This window comes from Antricoccus suffuscus, assembly GCF_003003235.1.
Classification (GTDB): Bacteria; Actinomycetota; Actinomycetes; order Mycobacteriales; family Antricoccaceae; genus Antricoccus; species Antricoccus suffuscus.
In genome coordinates, this window is record NZ_PVUE01000004.1 from 146,598 (window position 1) to 162,732 (window position 16,135).

The window sequence follows — 16,135 nt, forward strand, 5'->3', positions numbered from 1 at the left end:
GCACGATCCGCGAGTTCCTCCCGACCTGCTGGGTTAGAGGAGGGTCGCGTCGTCGGCCTTGTCGTAGGGTCGAATCTCGTCGGTGCGGCCCTCGCGTACCTTCGTCGCCCACTGTGGCTCGGAGAGTACGGCGCGGCCGAGTGCGACGAGATCGAATTCGCCCGCCTCGAACAGCTCGACCAGACGGGCGAGGCTCAAGGACGCGGTCTGCTCGTCGTCGGTGGCGCGGTAGGCCTTGGCGACGCCGACCGAACCGACCGAGATTGTCGGCAGTCCAGTCAGTTTCTTCGTCCAGCCGGACAGGGTGCGTTCGGAGTCGTCGTACGCCGGAAGCCAGTAACGCCGGGTCGAGACGTGCATCGCGCTGACGCCCGCGTCGACCAGCGGCGTCAGAATCTGCTCGAGCTCGGCCGGACTCTGGGCGATCTGCGCGTCGTAATTCCCGCCTTTCCACTGTGAATAGCGGAAAGCGACGAGGAATTCGGGGCCTACCGCTTCGCGTACGGCGGCCACGAGTTCGGCGGCAAATCGCACCCGCTTGGTGAGCGTGCCGCCGTAGTTGTCGTCGCGGTTGTTCGTCTGCGACCAGAAGAACTGGTCGAGCAGATAGCCGTGTGCGCCGTGGATTTCGATGCCGTCGAACCCGATCCGCTGAGCGTCAACGGCGCCCTGCACGAACGCGGCGATGATGTCGTCGACGTCGCGGACGGTCGCGGCGACGCCCTTCGCCGTACCGTCCAAATGGATGCCCGACGGGTTGATGACCGGCGCACCCTCGTTGAATGGCGATCCTTCCTGACGCTGAGTCCCGAGGTGCCAGAGCTGCGGAATGATCAGCCCACCCTCGGCGTGCACCGCCTCGGCCACACGCGCCCAGCCGGCCAGGGCATCTTCACCGTAAAAGCGCGGCACTCTGCGGCTTGTGCCGGACGATGGGTGATCGACGTACGTCGCCTCGGTGATCAGGAGGCCGAGATCGGCGGCGCGGCGTGCGTAGTAGGCGGCCACGTCGTCACCGGGGACGCCGCCCGGAGACTTCTGGCGGGTCATCGGTGCCATGACGAATCGATTGGCGAGCGTTCGGCCGCCGAGGGAGTACGGCGTGAACAGGGGCGACGGATCGACGCCGTCGAGGAGCTGCGACTCGGATGAGGATATGGAAGTCATGCAGCCAGCCAATCACGGGTGGAGTTTGAAGATTCAACCGGGCTATAGGTGAGTGAATTGTCGGCGAAAAATTGCCATCTGCGCTGCTCACAGGACTAGACACGCCTCGTCGACGGGGTAAAGATGTGTTTAGTCGTCGTAATGTTCGACGGCCATAACTGGAGGAATCAATGGATATCCGCAAGTTGGTCGCAGAGGCACTTGGTACGGCGCTCCTTGTCTTCTTATCTGTCGGTACGGCGACACTGTGCTTCGGGTTCGGCATGACGGGCAAGAGCGCTGCCGCGGGTGTCGTCGCGACCGCCCTCTCGTTCGGGCTTGTGCTGCTCGTACTCGCCTACGCGATCGGCCCGATCTCCGGCTGTCACATCAACCCGGCCGTGACGATCGGCTTCTTGGTTGCGCGGCGCATTTCCATCACCGAGGCGGTCGGCTACTGGATTGCTCAGATTGTTGGCGGTATCGCCGGAGCGGCGCTTCTGCGTGCCATGTTCGCCGGGGCGGCCGACTATTCGACCGACAAAGTCGGGCTCGGCACGGATGGTTGGGGTGATGCGTCGATGATCGGACTGAACGCCGGCGGCGCCTTCCTCGCTGAAGTTGTCCTGACCTTTATGTTCGTGACCGTCGTACTCGCGGTGACGCGCAAGGCTTCCTGGCCGCAGCTCGGCGGGGTCGCTATTGGCCTGTCCCTTACGACGGTGCACCTCATCGGTATCCCCCTGACCGGTACGTCGGTCAACCCCGCGCGCAGCATCGGCCCAGCGCTGTTCGTCGGCGGTGACTCGCTGAGCCAACTGTGGCTATTCATTGTCGCGCCGCTCGTCGGTGGCGCGATTGCCGCTCTCGTCACGATGTACTTCTATCCCGGTGAGCACGTGGCGCCGGAAGTGACCGCAGACGAGGCCGTCTAGCCACCGATCATCTTGCGACGTCCTTAGACCCTTCGCGCCTAGCGGTGGCGGATTGTGTCTTAGCGGGAAGGTTTGGTGCGCTCAGCGCATCAAACCTTCCAGCTAACCACCTCGGAATCCTGGTTACGACGGTCTGCGGATTGTCGAAAAGAAATATCTGAAACCCGTGTCACACTCGCCGGGGTTGAGCGTCTCTACAAGTGTAGGGACCGGCCAGACTGCGCAAGGCGCCGAGAAATCGGCCTATCGCGCGATGGCGATGGCGCAAGACCGGGGGATCTCAAGTCATCGCAATCGCGCCCGACGGCTCGGAACGGTCCCTACGGTAAGGGGAGTCATCGGCGTCGCCCGCTCCGGCGGGCGACACCGACGGCCCAGGCCCGCCAATGGTCGAACCGTTCCTTGCGGCGCATCCGCTAACGTGAGGCAAATGCCTTAATCAGCGTGCGCCCGAGTGACGCATGCACCGAGGGAGTGTCGCATGGCAGTCAGCGGATCCGGGTTCGAACAAATTCTCGTCGACCAACACGATGCGGTCTTACAGATCACGCTCAACCGTCCTGAGCGAATGAATGCCTGGACGCGGCAGATGAGCGCCGAACTCACGAGCGCGATAGAAGCAGCGAACGCCGACGACAGTGTCGGGGCGATCGTAGTGACCGGCGCAGGACGGGGTTTCTGTGCCGGTGCGGATATCGGTGCGGTGTTTGCGGACAAGACACCCGCCCCGTCCGATGCGAAAGCCACGAATCAGGTGAGTGACTGGGTCGCACTATGCCGCAGGTCCAAGCCGCTGATCGCCGCGGTGAATGGCGCCTCGGTCGGTGTGGGGCTGACGATGATCTTGCCGTTCGACCAGATTGTGGCCTCCGAGGACGCGAAGTTATCTGCCAGATTCGTCAAGATGGGCCTCGTGCCGGAGCTCGCCTCCTCACACTTCCTCATTTCCCGGTGCGGCTACGGCGCGGGATCGTGGTTGGCCCTCAGCGGTACGACGATCCTGGGAACCGAAGCAGGACGCATCGGGCTCGTCGACCGGGTCGTCGCCGCGGACAAGGTACTCGAGTGCGCGATGTCGATGGCGACCGAGCTGGCGGCGAATCCGCCTACCCAGCTGAGGTTCATCAAGGAGCTGCTCACCGTCAACGCCGTCGAGTCCGATCTGTCGCTCGTCCAGCAGCGCGAGATGGAACGCCTCAGCGAGGCCTACGAAACGGCGGAGCACGCCGAGGCGATCAGCGCTTTCCAGGAGAAGCGCACTCCCGTCTTCCGGCCCTAGCTCGCCAAACGCGATTTGCGTGGAAGTCTCACGTACGCCGGTGTACGTCGAACTTCCACACAAGTCGAAAGATGACCCACCGCGCCGCCGAACAATGCCCGCTGAACAAAGCCGACTGAACAAAGCCAAAGGGGGCGGTCCCCCGAACCGCCCCCTCATTGGCTTGCAGCCGCCGTACCTATTTCTTCATTTCTGAAGAGTCTGCAGCGTCTGCAGGCGGGGAGTGAGTGGCCAAGTCCCCCGATCCGGCCGCTCGATGGCTCATCGCGTACTCACCGCTTGGAACGACGACCTCACTATTGCCCAGCCGAGCAGCGGCGTGCATCTGTCCAAGGAGAGGTATTCGGGGTATATCTCTAGGCATACATCGGCCGGCATACAACGTGAATATCCATCGGCGCAGATGCGCCGCGGGGGCTGCCAACGCAAGATTGATGACACGAGGTCCAATCGGACGCGCGTGAGTTGAAGACGGGGGAGACCGTGACTACACCGAACGAGCCCAAACGACCCATCGAGCCCAAACGACCTAAAAAGGTGACCAAGTCCGGCGCCCTCAAGGACGGCGCTGCCAAGGACGGCGCTCCTAAGGTCCCGGCGCCGAAAACAGGTACGCCGAAAACGGACAAACCCGACAAGGTCGACGACTCCTGCTACGCGATGCTGCTGACGAAGGACGAGGCGGGGCTGACCGGATTTCCCGCGACGCTTCTGCCCGGCAACCGGATCCTCGTTCGTGACCTACCGTTCGAACGGCTCGACGGGATCTGTCCTGGCGAAGTCTCGGTGCTACCGCCGCCCGGCTCGGATCTGCCGGTACGACGCGCGCAGCCGACCGGCACATTCGCACACCGAGCGACCGAGGACGCGCCGACCGTCACCGCGATCATTACGCTTGCGACGCCCGTCGCGGACGTACGGGTGCCCGATCACCTCACCACCGAAAAACACTTCGAGGACCTGATCAGCCGGTTCGACGGCGACCTGCATGCCGGCCTCGCGGCCGAAGGGATGCGGACCGCCCTCCTCACCGATGAGCGAGTGCTGACGAAGGCCCCGCGGAAGATCACCTGCACGCCACCGCAAGTCGTGGTCGGCATGAAGTACCGGTGGTCCTTGTGCAGCTGGCTCGGCATCTTTTGCTGACCATCGACCGACTGAGGTGCCGGGATGACTGACGACGCAGACCGGGCGACGGGTGCGACGATCCCGCTGCGCACCGACCCCGCGGACACGACCCGCCGACTGCTACAGAGCAAGAATCCCCGCGTCGACCGGATCCGCGAGACGCTACTGCTGGCGGCTGCGGTTGTGCTCGACGTGTTCCTCTTCTCCGACGTCGTTGCGCCCGACCCGCGGGCCGGCGGCCCGCAGACCGCATGGGGCATAGTCCTGGCCTGCGGTGTGCTGATGTTCGGGGTACTTCTGCTGCGGGTGCGAGCCCGGATTCCGGTCTTCCTCGTGGTCTGCGCGCTGTCGGTGGCGATTACCCTGAGTACGACGTACCGGCCGGTCGTCCCGGTGTGCATCGTGCTTGCCGGAGTCATCGCGTTCCTGCCGTTGCGCGCCGGCGTCTTTGCCGCCGTAGTCGCGATCGTTCCGGCCATGTCGTGGGTGTACTCCGAGGCACGCACGCACGACTTCGACTGGGGCGCCGGCGTCTACGTCGGAATCCTGATCGGCTATCTCGCGATCCTGCTTGTCGGTGCCGGCATCGGTTGGTGGCGCAAGACGGCGGATCGCAACTATGAGCTTCGCCGGGCCGAAGCCGCGCGCGCCGCCGTGATGAGCGTGCGCAGCGAGGTGGCGCGCGAGCTTCACGACATCGTCGCCCACGCCGTCACACTTATGGTGCTGCAGGCGTCCGGCGCACGCGCGGTGATGACACACGATCAACAGCGCGCTCTGGATGCCCTCGACGTGGTGGAGAAGACCGGCACGCAGGCAATGGCGGAGCTACGCCGGCTTCTGTCGGTCCTGCGGACCTCCGATGTCGACGAGCACCCGATCCACGAGTTGGTCTTGCCTCCCGGTCTCGACGAGATGCCGGCACTGCTGGAGTCGATCCGCGCCACCGGAGTCGAGGTCATCCTGCACGCCGAAGGATCTCCGCGGCCACTCGCTCGAAGTGTGGATGCCGCGGCGTACCGGATAGTGAGCGAATCGCTGACCAACGTCACCAAACATTCAGGGGCCGGCGCGACGGTCAACGTGCATTTCAAGTGGACCGCGGCGCAGCTCGATATCAAGATCTGGGACAACGGGCTCGGGCGTGGTGCGGACGAGCGGCTATCGACCGGCAACGGGCTGCTCGGCCTCACCGAGCGCATCGTGCTCGCCGGCGGTGCGTTTGAGGCGAAACCGCGTGACGCCGGTGGTTATGAGGTCCACGCGACGTTGCCCATTCCATCCACCACACCAGCGGTCGCGGTGACTGGAGGTGCGACGCTATGACGATCCGAGTGGTGCTCGCCGATGACGAGGCGTTGGTGCTCGGCGGGCTGTCGATGTTGCTGTCGGTCGCGTCGGATATTGAGGTGCTCGCTCAGGTCAACGACGGCCGGGCCGCGGTCGAGGCGGTGACCGAGCTTCGACCGGACGTCGCGATCCTCGACGTCCGGATGCCGAATATGGATGGCGTCGAGGCGACCCGGCGAATCACCGCTGGCGGTATTGAGGTCGCGGCCGATCGCCGGGAGGTGTCGGTACTGGTGCTCAGCACGTTCAACCTCGACAAGGCAGTGTTTGCGGCGCTGCGGGCTGGCGCCTCTGGTTTTCTGCTCAAGGACGCCGCCCCGCAGGATCTGGTCCCGGCCACCCGAGCTGTCGCCGCCGGTGAGGCATGGCTGGACCCGGCGGTTGCCCGCACCTTGATCTCGGAGTTCACGGCTCGTCCGGACAACGCGCTACCGCCGGCCGAAGATCTTGCCCTCCTGACGCCGCGCGAACGCGAGGTGCTGATACTCATGGCCGAAGGTCTCAACAACGCCGAGATCGCGGCGCACCTGGTGCTCGGTGAGGGCACCGTCAAGACGCACGTGAGCCGAATCCTGATGAAACTCGGCCTGCGCGACCGGACCCAGGCCGTCGTCATGGCGTTTCGCAGCCACCTGGTGACCCCGGGCCCGCCACCTCGCTGACCCTGATCGCGCGGCTGACCGGCCGGTTGTGTTCAGCTGGCAGGCCGTGAGAAAAGGTTGACGAGGTTGCCGTCCGGGTCGCGGAATAACGTCGACCGGTTTCCCCACGGCATCGTGGCCGGCGCGAGCACGACCTCGTCGAGGGCGTCGCGCAGTCGCGTGAACTCGGCGTCGACGTCGTCAACGAGGAACTCGATGATGACCGAGTTGTTGTTAGCTGGTGTCGGGGCGTGTTCCCCAAGCATCGCCATCGTCGCGGTACTTCCGATCGCGAGGATGCCAGTCGCGGTTCGGAGTTCAGCGAACACTGGGGCCGGTCGTGCCGCCGTCGTGCCCGTGACCGCCTCGTAGAAGTGGGCAAGCCGGTCGACGTGGTTGGTGATAATCCGAATCGATGCGAATTCCATGATGTTCCCTTCCGCCGGGCCCGTTGCCGCGACACGCTGACGGTAGGGTGCCTCGGCGACACCGTCCTGTCGGTGTTTATCGGCTTTATCTGCCCGCGCCGACGGTGCGCAGCTCCCCGTAAACGATGTCGAGGTCCTCCGCGCGAAAGTCGCGCCGCGGCGATCTTTCGCCGGTGGGTTCCGCTGTGATAATTCGGTCGCCGCGGAATGCGCGGATTCCGTTCCGGAGCCGGCACCAGGCAATCAGGTACCAGCCGCGGCCCTTCCCGACGAAGCCAAGGGGCTCGACCTCACGGACGGTCTCGGTACCGCTTCGGTCTTGATAGAGAATCTGGAGCACGTGTCCGGTGCGCAGCGCTTGTGGTAAGTCGGCGGGTACTTCTGCTGCAGGACCGTCATCGAGCAAGTGGATGCGTGTCGCTAGGTCCGCGGTCTCGCTCAGGCTGCGGTCATCCATCACGGCAACCACTTTGCGAAGTGCTGAGGTCGCTGCGTCACGGAAGGGGCTCGTGGCCAGCATCCCGAGAGAGATCGTCACCGCGAGCGCTTCGTCGACCGTGAAGCCAAGAGGCGCGAGCGTGTGCGACGGATCGAGGCAGTAGCCGCCGGTACGGCCGGGTTCTGCCCAGATCGGCACTCCGGCCTGTTGCAGGGCCGATAGGTCCCGTTCTACGGTCCGAGTGCTGACCTCGAATCGATCTGCGAGCCACCGGGCGCTCCTCGGTCGTGGCGCCACCGCCCGCAACTCCTCCACGAGTGCGTACAGGCGATCGGTGCGATTCACGCGTCTACCCTAGTTGTCGAAACGGGGACCGTTCGATACCCCGGACATAGCCGGTCGACTTGCCGTTGGCTTCGGCTGCTGGGTCGCGTGACCGCGCTGAGGGCTTCGTTAGAAGAGCGCCTCGGCCTGCGCGGGTAGCGCGCCCTCGAGGTTGAGCAGGTGCTGTTTGCGTTCCAGGCCGCCGGCGTACCCGGTCAGCTTTCCGTCGGCCCCGACAACCCGGTGGCACGGTACGACGATCGACAGCGGGTTCGAACCGACCGCCTTGCCGACCATCCGCGCCAGCGACTTGTCGCCGAGTTGCGCGGCGATCGCGCCGTACGTCGTGGTCTCCCCGGATGGAATCTCGTGCAGGATGGCCCAGACCCGTTGCTGAAACTCGTCGCCTTCAGCGGCCGTTTTGATGGTGAAGTCGGAGCGCTCACCGGCGAGGTACTCCCGCAACTGAGCGGCAGCCACAGACAGGACAGGGTCATTATCGGCGGCCACTTCAGCACCGCGGGAGGCGCGGGCGGCGCCGACCCAGTGGTGCGGAAAGTAGATCCCGATCAGTGCGTCGTCTGCGGCGACCAAGGTGAGGTCGCCGATGGCCGTGGTGATCGTTGCGTGACGGTCGAACATGATCATCCTCAATTCGTCGTACTGATACTTCCACGATGTAGACGTGCCGGGCGAGCCAAACGTGAGCCCGCTCAACGTCTACCGATGTCCACGTATCTGCCTCGCGACGACAACTAACCACGGCCCGTCCCGAGCCGGAGGTACGGCTGGTTGTGTGTCCCCTGCACTCGCCGTCCGACTGCGCAGCGCGGGCATTTGACCCCCGGACCGGGCACAACACCTATTTCGCGGTTACCTTCAACATATGACTGACAGGATGCACGGGGTCATCATCGAGGAGTCCAGCATTCATACGCCGCGACTGACGCTGCGACCATGGACGCTGCAGGACGCGCCCGCCGCGCTTGCAATCTACGGCACCCCTGACGTGTCTCGATGGCTCGCGCCGGCGATGCAGCAGGTGCCAGACATCCCCGCGATGGAAGAGATCCTTGAGCGTTGGATCTCCGAGTGCGATGGACGCGATCTGCCCGAAGGTCGATGGGCGATCGAGTTACGCGAAACCGGAGAACTTGTTGGCGGCATCGCCCTGCTGCCGATGCCGCCGTACCACGGTGATCTCGAAATTGCCTGGCAGCTGGCCCCGCGCGCCTGGGGTAAGGGTCTGGCTGCCGAGGCCGGTCATGCGGTGGCACATCAGGCTTTCGAGTCCGGCGCGCTCATCGACGAATTGTTTGCGGTTGTGCGGCCACGAAACGTTCGGGGCGCTGCCACCGCTAAGAGTGTGGGGATGGAGTGGGTCGGAGAGACCGATAAGTACTACGACCTGCAGCTCCAGGTCTACCGCCTGCGCAAGGCCGATCTCGACGTACCAACTGAGCCGCGTCGCTCGTAGCGCGCACGCCGCAGGCCTCTCGCGAGGAAAGCTCGCGGCAAATCACGGTCGCATCACGCTGGACGGGCGCCGGAGTACGTATCCTCGTACGAATGACTGACCCTTACGGTGACCGCGAGCTTCCTGCGTACCTCGATCCACGGGGTCGCGGGAACGCCTCCAAACGCCGTCGCGGCGATCAGGCGCCGGCAGGTGAACGACATAGTCCTGGGCCGAATGACACCCGCGTCATGGGTACGCCGCAACGCCCCCTCGCGCCGCCGACGTCGTATGGGCAGGACTACTACCCGGGCCAGCGGCGAACGTACCCGCCTCAGCAGCCACCCCGTCAACCGCCGCCTGGCGGTGGCTATCCGCCGCCGCCGAGCGGGCGCCCGAAGAAACGACACAAGGGGCTCAAGATCTTCGGGTCGATCGTGCTCGTGCTGGTGTTGGTCATCGTCGGCTTCGGCGCCTACCTGGACTTTTCCTTGAAGCGGTCCGACGTACTGGCCGACTACTCCGGTCGTCCCGCCGCGACGAAGGGCACCAACTGGTTGCTGGTCGGCTCGGACGGCCGGGCGGGACTCACCGCCGAGCAGAAGAAGAAGCTCGCCACCGGCGATGCTGCGGGCAAACGTACCGACACGATCATGGTGCTTCACGTGCCCGACTCGGGTGTCGCACCGACACTGGTGAGCCTGCCGCGCGACACGCTCGTCGACCTCCCCGGGCACGGGAAGCAGAAACTCAACGCGGCGTTCAATTTCGGTGGCGGCAAGTTGCTCGCGCAAACAGTCCAGAAGATCACGAACCTCAGGATCGATCACTACGCGGAGGTCGGGTTCGGCGGATTCGCGTCGGTTGTCGACGCGGTCGGCGGCGTGGACATCTGCGTCGATAAGCCGATCAACGATCCGAAGGCCGGTCTCAACTTGCAAGCCGGTTGTCAGACGCTCGACGGCGCGCAGGCGCTCGGCTACGTCCGGACTCGTGCGACGCCGATGGCCGACCTCGACCGGGTCAAGCACCAGCGCAAGTTCCTGGCCGCGCTGCTGAGCAAGGCATCCGGCATCGGCACGCTGATCAACCCCTTCAAGTCGGTGCCGATGGCGCTGTCCGCGGTCGACTCGCTCGAGGTCGACAGCGGCACACACCTGTGGAACCTCGCCAGCATGGGCCTGGCGATGGGCGACAGCAAACTGGTTACGTCGACCGTGCCTATCGGGAGTACGCCGACCCTCAGCGGCGTCGGATCGGTCGTGAAATGGGACGAACAGGGCGCGAAGGCCTTCTTCGGCGCGCTCGCCAACGACGAAGCCGTGCCCACCAACCTCCTCTCCAAGTAACCCGCGATCCGTCACGTATGTCCGACGATCCGTCACGAATGTCGGACCATCCGTCACGTCCGGACCGGTGGCTCGCGTAGCCGCCGCGGATCGTTCACCGTGCCGACTAGATCGCGGTGCCACCACGCGCCAGACTGCCGCCGCTCCGCGCGCGTGGTGAAGCGGTAGTCATAAAGGCGCACCCGCACGTACGCCGGAGGCCCGTCCGGGAACGGATTCACTCGCACCATCCGCAAAAGCGCGGGGTCGCCGTGCAGCAGTCGCGCGAGCAGCCGTTCAAACCAGCCGATCCGGTACGCCGGGGACAGCGCCGCGAACCACAACATCCAGCCCAGCCGCAAGTGGTACGGCGCGACCTGCGGCGGCCGCCGTCGTACGTCGCCCGGTTTCCCGTAGAACTCGTATTCAAGCCACTGCGAAGAGGCCGACAGTGAGCGGTCGGCGGTGCCCTCGATGACCACCTCCCGCCGTACCCGCCCAATCGATCCGAACGCGCCGTACGAGCTGCAGATCAATAGCGGGTTGTAGCGGGCGTTCATGCGTTGGCGCTTGGACAGCAGGTTGCGCAGCGGCCACCAGCTCAACACCAGTACGACGGCCGCCACCGCGATCACGACGCCTTGCGCCGCGGGATCAGGTGCGGTCATCGATGGTGCGCTGACGCCGAAAACAGAGGCGTCGACGAGCGATAGCGCGAGCACGATCGTGAGGAAGTTGACCCAGGCGAAGTTGCCGGACAACACGAGCCAGGCCTGGGTGAGAGCGATCGCCAGCGCCGCCCAAGTCCGCACCGGCTGCGGCGCGGTGAGTAGGAACGGTACGACGAGCTGTACAACGTGATTCGCCGCGGTCTCCATCCGGTGCAAGGGCTTTGGCAGGTGATGGAAGTGCCAGCTCAGTGGGCCGGGCATCGGTTGCGTCTCGTGGTGGAAGTCCAGGCAGGTCAGGTCCCGCCAGCACGAGTCGCCGCGCAGCTTGATCAGCCCGGCGCCGAGCTCGATGCGAATTAGCAACCAGATCAACATCCACACCACCAGCGTGGACGGCGTCGTACTGGCGGGGCCAACAAAGATTCCGACGAACGTCGCCTCGCAGATGATCATCTCCCACATGAAGCCATACCAGCGTTGCCCGACATTGACGATCGACAAGTAGAGCAGCCACATCGCCGCCCAGACTGCGGTGTGCGCCCACCAAGGGAGCCGCGCGGTCAGCCCGGTCGCCGTCAGTGCGGCCAGACCGGCACCGATCCACGCCACCGTCAGGAAGATCGCGTCGGAGTAACGCGCGCCGAAAATGCTCGGCCGGGCCCAGAACTTCGTGGCCTTGAGGTACGCCGGGATCGGCAGCAGCCCAGTGCTGCTGAGCAGCGCCCGGAACTGAGCGATGCTGCTGACAAACGCGACGAGCAGCAGGAGCCCGAGGCCGTGTTCGTAGATCGCGCGGCCGAGCCACGCGTCGGCGTACGACGTCCACTCCATCACCCGAGTCTGCCTCAGCACGCGGCTCACCCAAGGTAGCGACTTCCAGGGACGGATTTGGTCGCATACTCGCGACCAAATCCGTCCCTGGAGTCGAAAGCCGACCCGGACCAGGGCGGCGTACGACGAGCCAGGCCGATCGTGCTAACCTATGCCGTCGTTTAAGCACCGCTTGGGCAAGTGGCGGAATGGCAGACGCGCTGGCTTCAGGTGCCAGTGTCCGTAAGGACGTGGGGGTTCAAGTCCCCCCTTGCCCACCAGACAAAATGACCCCTGACCAGGTAGCACGGTCAGGGGTCATTTTGGTTTGTGCGCTCAGCGGAGCCGGTGGATCGTCGGTCCCATCCGCGGTACAAAACCCATAGTGTGGCCATAAGCGCCCCGCAAACACAGCCGCGGGCGACGTCTCAGCGTGTAACTACCGGGGAGCAAGGAGCACACCAGAGCCATGAGAGCTTTCGTCCTACCACATGCCGGCGCTCACTCCGTTGAGCTAGCGGATGTCCCGACCCCGCAGATCGACGACGACGAGTTGCTCGTCGGTGTGCGTGCAGTCGGCGTGGGGATCCATGACTCTTATTTTTTGCCAGGTGACGCGAAATATCCTTTCACAATTGGGATCGAGGCTGCCGGCGTCGTCGTAGAGGTGGGCAGCCGGGTGTCGGCGCACGCCCCTGGTGATCGGATCGCGTTCGTCAGTTCCATGCAGCCCAAGGGCGGCACCTGGGCCGAGTACGTCGCAGTCAAGGCCGATGCGGCCATCGTTACGGTGCCGTCCGAGATGGATTTCGTCGACGCCGCGGCTGTTCCGGTAGCCGGCAACACTGTGCTGCGGGCGTTACGTGCCCTTGATGCGGTGCCCGCCGGGGGCTCACTGTTCATCGCCGGAGGTTCCGGGGCGATCGGCACGCTGGCGATTCAACTCGCTCGACATCGGGGGTGGCGGGTCGGTGCTTCGGCTTCCGAGCAGAACCACAGCTATATGCGCTCGCTGGGCGCCGAGATGGTCGTCGACTACCACGACCCGGCCTGGGCCGAGCAAATCATGAAGTGGACACCGGCCGGGGTTCACGCGGCAATAGCTGTGCAACCTGACACCACGGCCGGCAGCCTGAGTGTGGTGCGGGACGGCGGGAGCGTCGTTTCCATTTCCGGGGACATCGTGGAGCCCGAGCGCGGCGTACACGTGCAAACGGTCCCTTATCAAACGGACGTCCGGGACGAGTTGGCCGACCTGATGGCGCAGATAGCCTCGCGGGAAATGCATGTGGAGGTCGAACGGGTCTATCCGTTCGATAATGCGTTGGACGCGTTGGCCAAGGTCCAGACCCGGCACGCGCGCGGCAAACTCGTCCTGCGGTTCGAATAACGACCGCATGCGGCGGCGATCGTCGACCACGAGCTCACGGGGTTTTTTCTGCCCGAGTATGCCGCGTCAATGTACCGGTCGGATGTGGCCGATAGCCTGGATGCCTATTCGTAATCGAACGTAGGAGGACCCGTGGACGAACTGCTGGCGGCGGCGAGCGAGGTCGCGGCTGCGCTGCGTGAGCGAGGCGAGACGATCGCCGTGACGGAAGCGTCGTCGGGCGGGCTGATCTCCGCGGCCCTGTTGGCCCAGGCGGGGGCATCGGCGTACTTCGTGGGCGGCAGCGTGGTCTACACCAAGGCCGCGATCACCAATCTGCTGGCGATTACCCCGTCGGACATGACCGGGGTGCGCCCGCTGAGCGAACCGCACGCAAACCTGCTCGCGAGCGCCGTACGAGACCGGCTTGGCACGACCTGGGGAATCGCCGAGTTCGGCGCGGCTGGGCCGTCGGCTACGCGGTACGGCGATCCGGCGGGGTGCACCTTCCTCAGTGTGGTGGGTCCGGTGGAGTTGTCCCGCACGATCGAGACCGGTTCCGGCGACCGCGTGTCAAACATGCATGCCTTCGCTGCGTCGGCGCTGGGTCTGCTGAACGAAGCGCTGTCCTAAGAGTCGGCGGCGGACAGTCGTTAGGTCTCCGCGCCGTTTTGCTGCATCGCGACGTGTGCGGCGACGCATGCCGAATAGTTGTGTCGTAGGCTGCAAATTGAGCCCTTAATACAATCTCGGAGGCCATCATGGCAGACGCTTACATCATCGACGCGGTTCGTACACCGCGCGGAATCGGCAAGCAGGGCAAGGGCGCGCTCGCGCACCTGCACCCGCAGCACCTTGGCGCGACCGTGCTGAAGGCGATCCGCGACCGCAATAGCATCAACACCGCAGAGGTCGACGACGTCATCTGGGGGACGTCCTCACAGGACGGAAAGCAGGGCGGCGACCTCGGCCGGATGGCACTGCTGGCTGCCGGTTACGACACTAAGGCATCCGGCGTCACGCTCGACCGCTTCTGCGGCAGCGGCATCACCACCGTCAACATGGCAGCGGCTTCGATCATGTCCGGCATGGAGGACCTCGTCATCGCCGGTGGCACCGAGATGATGAGCCTGACCGCCGCCCAGGCCCGGGAGAAGATCGAGAAGGGCATCAAGGTCTACGGCATGGGCGCCGGCAACGAGGCCCTCGATGAGCTGCACCCACAGACCCATCAGGGCATCGGCGCCGACGCGATTGCCGCTAACGAGGGGATCAGCCGCGAGGATCTGGAGAAGCTCGGGCTGGAGAGCCAGCGTCGCGCAGCCATCGCGATCGAGGAAGGCCGTTTCGACAAGTCCGTCGTACCGGTCTACAACGAGGATGGATCGATTGCGCTCGACAAGGAGGAGTACCCGCGCCCGTCGACGACCGCGGAGGGTCTCGCAGGACTCAAGCCGGCCTTCGGCGCGATCATCGACTCCGACCAGGGCAACGGGCACACCCCGCGTGAGCAGATCACCCGCCGCTACCCGGATCTGAAGTTCGAGGCGATGCACCACGCCGGAATCTCGTCCGGTGTCGTTGATGGCGCGGCCGCGATTCTGCTGGCCTCGAAGGAATATGCCGAGAAGAACAACCTGAAGCCGCGTGCTCGCATCGTGGCCTACGCGAACATGGGCGACGACCCGACATTCATGCTTAACGCGCCGGTCCCGGCCGCTAAGAAGGTGCTGGAGAAGGCGGGCCTGTCCAAGGACGACATCGACGTCTACGAGGTCAACGAGGCGTTCGCCGTCGTCACCGAGAAGTTCATCCGGGACATGGACGTCGACCGCGCAAAGGTCAACCCGAACGGCGGCGCGATCGCGCTGGGTCATCCGATCGGCGCCACCGGCTCGATGCTGATCGGCACCGCCCTCGACGAGCTTGAGCGCACCGGTGGCCGCTACGGCCTGATCACCATGTGCGCCGGCGGCGGGATGGCCCCGGCCGTGATCATCGAGCGCGTGGAGGCCTAATCGGCCCTGTGGATCTTCGACTGAAAACGCACCCGCGCCCGCCGCGGGTGCGTTTTCGGTAGCAGGACACGTGGTTGTGCTGCTACCCCTCGCAGGGTCCCGCATGCTCAGGGCGCCCTACTCGTACCTCATCAACCCGGGATAACCGACTTCGCGACGGTCGCGGCGGGGACCGGGTGCCCGTCCGCATGGGCCTCGGCGCAACCCGCACCGCACATGGGCCGCCAAGCAGGGTAGCGCCGACAGGTCCTGTCAGCTGGTCGGCGCGTTGCTGTAGCAGCGGGTCGGTCGTACGAGCACAACGCAACGGCGCTGCTCGGTCATTACCCGGTCGTATTCGTTCCAGTCGTCGTGCTGCCCACCGGCGGCCACGAAAACCTCGCGAAGCAGCAGCCGAATCCGTTCGGCGTCCATGCCAGGAACCGGGTCTTCCGGTCCGATCAGTTCTGCATCGCCCTCCACCGTCGCCCACTGCCAGCCTGAGCGGACCGTGACCGCGAGCTGGGGTCGAGCCCGTAGGTTGGCCAACTTCACGCGCCCATAGGTGACGAAGCCAACCACGGGTTCGCCGGTGCGCGGGTGGTCGAGTACGCCGGCGTTGACCAGCGAGGCCTGGACACTACGGTCCGCTCGCTGCGTCGCGACCACGACTAACCCTTGTTCTGCCTGAGCGAGATCGGCGAACTCGGCGACGGTCGTCACTGGCAACCCGCCAACAGCGCCAGCTCGCGGACTCGAGCGAGCGACTGATCTTCGTGCATGGCGCGGATGCGGCGATCGAAAGTAATCCTGCTGTGATGAGCAGATGCGTCA

At 65.0% G+C, this 16,135-nt stretch carries 16 protein-coding genes and 1 tRNA gene; 11 read left to right on the plus strand and 6 right to left on the minus strand.

Features of this window, described 5'->3' with window-relative positions; genetic code table 11:
- Positions 1-33: 33 nt before the first annotated feature.
- Complete coding sequence (locus CLV47_RS07090) at positions 34-1,167, minus strand: NADH:flavin oxidoreductase (protein WP_106348324.1); 1,134 nt, start codon at positions 1,165-1,167, stop codon at positions 34-36.
- A gap of 170 nt (positions 1,168-1,337) precedes the next feature.
- On the opposite strand from CLV47_RS07090, the gene CLV47_RS07095 reads away from it, so the two are divergent.
- The 5 genes from CLV47_RS07095 to CLV47_RS07115 all read left to right on the plus strand — a co-directional run bounded on the left by CLV47_RS07095 (position 1,338) and on the right by CLV47_RS07115 (position 6,500).
- Positions 1,338-2,081 carry an aquaporin gene (locus CLV47_RS07095; RefSeq protein ID WP_106348325.1) on the plus strand — a complete coding sequence of 248 codons (744 nt, stop codon included), beginning with the start codon at positions 1,338-1,340 and terminating at the stop codon, positions 2,079-2,081.
- A 481-nt stretch (positions 2,082-2,562) separates the two neighbouring features.
- Positions 2,563-3,360, plus strand: a complete 798-nt coding sequence (locus CLV47_RS07100) for an enoyl-CoA hydratase/isomerase family protein (protein WP_106348326.1) — start codon at positions 2,563-2,565, stop codon at positions 3,358-3,360.
- A 483-nt stretch (positions 3,361-3,843) separates the two neighbouring features.
- Positions 3,844-4,506 (plus strand): hypothetical protein, encoded by a 663-nt coding sequence (locus CLV47_RS07105; RefSeq protein ID WP_146135309.1) that lies wholly within the window; start codon positions 3,844-3,846, stop codon positions 4,504-4,506.
- A gap of 24 nt (positions 4,507-4,530) precedes the next feature.
- Positions 4,531-5,814 carry a sensor histidine kinase gene (locus tag CLV47_RS07110; RefSeq protein WP_106348328.1) on the plus strand — a complete coding sequence of 428 codons (1,284 nt, stop codon included), beginning with the start codon at positions 4,531-4,533 and terminating at the stop codon, positions 5,812-5,814.
- Positions 5,811-6,500 (plus strand): response regulator, encoded by a 690-nt coding sequence (locus CLV47_RS07115; protein WP_106348329.1) that lies wholly within the window; start codon positions 5,811-5,813, stop codon positions 6,498-6,500. The genes CLV47_RS07110 and CLV47_RS07115 overlap by 4 nt, the downstream gene beginning before the upstream one ends.
- 32 nt (positions 6,501-6,532) lie before the next feature.
- On the opposite strand, the gene CLV47_RS07120 is transcribed toward CLV47_RS07115, so the two are convergent.
- The 3 genes from CLV47_RS07120 to CLV47_RS07130 form a co-directional block, all read right to left on the minus strand.
- Positions 6,533-6,907, minus strand: a complete 375-nt coding sequence (locus CLV47_RS07120) for a VOC family protein (RefSeq protein WP_106348330.1) — start codon at positions 6,905-6,907, stop codon at positions 6,533-6,535.
- 85 nt (positions 6,908-6,992) lie between these two features.
- Positions 6,993-7,691, minus strand: coding sequence for a helix-turn-helix transcriptional regulator (locus tag CLV47_RS07125; RefSeq protein ID WP_106348331.1), 699 nt, complete (start codon positions 7,689-7,691; stop codon positions 6,993-6,995).
- A gap of 108 nt (positions 7,692-7,799) precedes the next feature.
- On the minus strand, positions 7,800-8,312 hold the full coding sequence (locus CLV47_RS07130; protein ID WP_106348419.1) for a methylated-DNA--[protein]-cysteine S-methyltransferase: 513 nt from the start codon (positions 8,310-8,312) through the stop codon (positions 7,800-7,802).
- A gap of 244 nt (positions 8,313-8,556) precedes the next feature.
- On the opposite strand from CLV47_RS07130, the gene CLV47_RS07135 reads away from it, so the two are divergent.
- Positions 8,557-9,147 carry a GNAT family N-acetyltransferase gene (locus CLV47_RS07135; RefSeq protein WP_106348332.1) on the plus strand — a complete coding sequence of 197 codons (591 nt, stop codon included), beginning with the start codon at positions 8,557-8,559 and terminating at the stop codon, positions 9,145-9,147.
- A 92-nt stretch (positions 9,148-9,239) separates the two neighbouring features.
- Positions 9,240-10,475, plus strand: coding sequence for an LCP family protein (locus tag CLV47_RS07140; protein WP_202862433.1), 1,236 nt, complete (start codon positions 9,240-9,242; stop codon positions 10,473-10,475).
- Positions 10,476-10,528: 53 nt separating this feature from the next.
- On the opposite strand, the gene CLV47_RS07145 is transcribed toward CLV47_RS07140, so the two are convergent.
- Positions 10,529-11,956, minus strand: a complete 1,428-nt coding sequence (locus CLV47_RS07145; RefSeq protein WP_106348334.1) for a lipase maturation factor family protein — start codon at positions 11,954-11,956, stop codon at positions 10,529-10,531.
- A gap of 174 nt (positions 11,957-12,130) precedes the next feature.
- On the opposite strand from CLV47_RS07145, the gene CLV47_RS07150 reads away from it, so the two are divergent.
- The 4 genes from CLV47_RS07150 to CLV47_RS07165 all read left to right on the plus strand — a co-directional run bounded on the left by CLV47_RS07150 (position 12,131) and on the right by CLV47_RS07165 (position 15,322).
- Positions 12,131-12,216: transfer RNA gene (locus CLV47_RS07150), tRNA-Leu, on the plus strand.
- A 188-nt stretch (positions 12,217-12,404) separates the two neighbouring features.
- The gene (locus CLV47_RS07155) at positions 12,405-13,325 is read left to right on the plus strand and encodes an NADP-dependent oxidoreductase (protein ID WP_106348335.1); all 921 of its coding nucleotides are present in this window, start codon (positions 12,405-12,407) and stop codon (positions 13,323-13,325) included.
- A 132-nt stretch (positions 13,326-13,457) separates the two neighbouring features.
- On the plus strand, positions 13,458-13,937 hold the full coding sequence (locus CLV47_RS07160) for a CinA family protein (RefSeq protein ID WP_106348336.1): 480 nt from the start codon (positions 13,458-13,460) through the stop codon (positions 13,935-13,937).
- A 128-nt stretch (positions 13,938-14,065) separates the two neighbouring features.
- Positions 14,066-15,322, plus strand: coding sequence for an acetyl-CoA C-acetyltransferase (locus CLV47_RS07165; protein WP_106348337.1), 1,257 nt, complete (start codon positions 14,066-14,068; stop codon positions 15,320-15,322).
- Positions 15,323-15,574: 252 nt separating this feature from the next.
- Here CLV47_RS07165 and CLV47_RS07170 read toward each other — a convergent pair whose 3' ends face one another.
- Positions 15,575-16,024, minus strand: a complete 450-nt coding sequence (locus CLV47_RS07170; protein ID WP_106348338.1) for a TIGR03618 family F420-dependent PPOX class oxidoreductase — start codon at positions 16,022-16,024, stop codon at positions 15,575-15,577.
- Positions 16,025-16,135 lie beyond the last annotated feature (111 nt).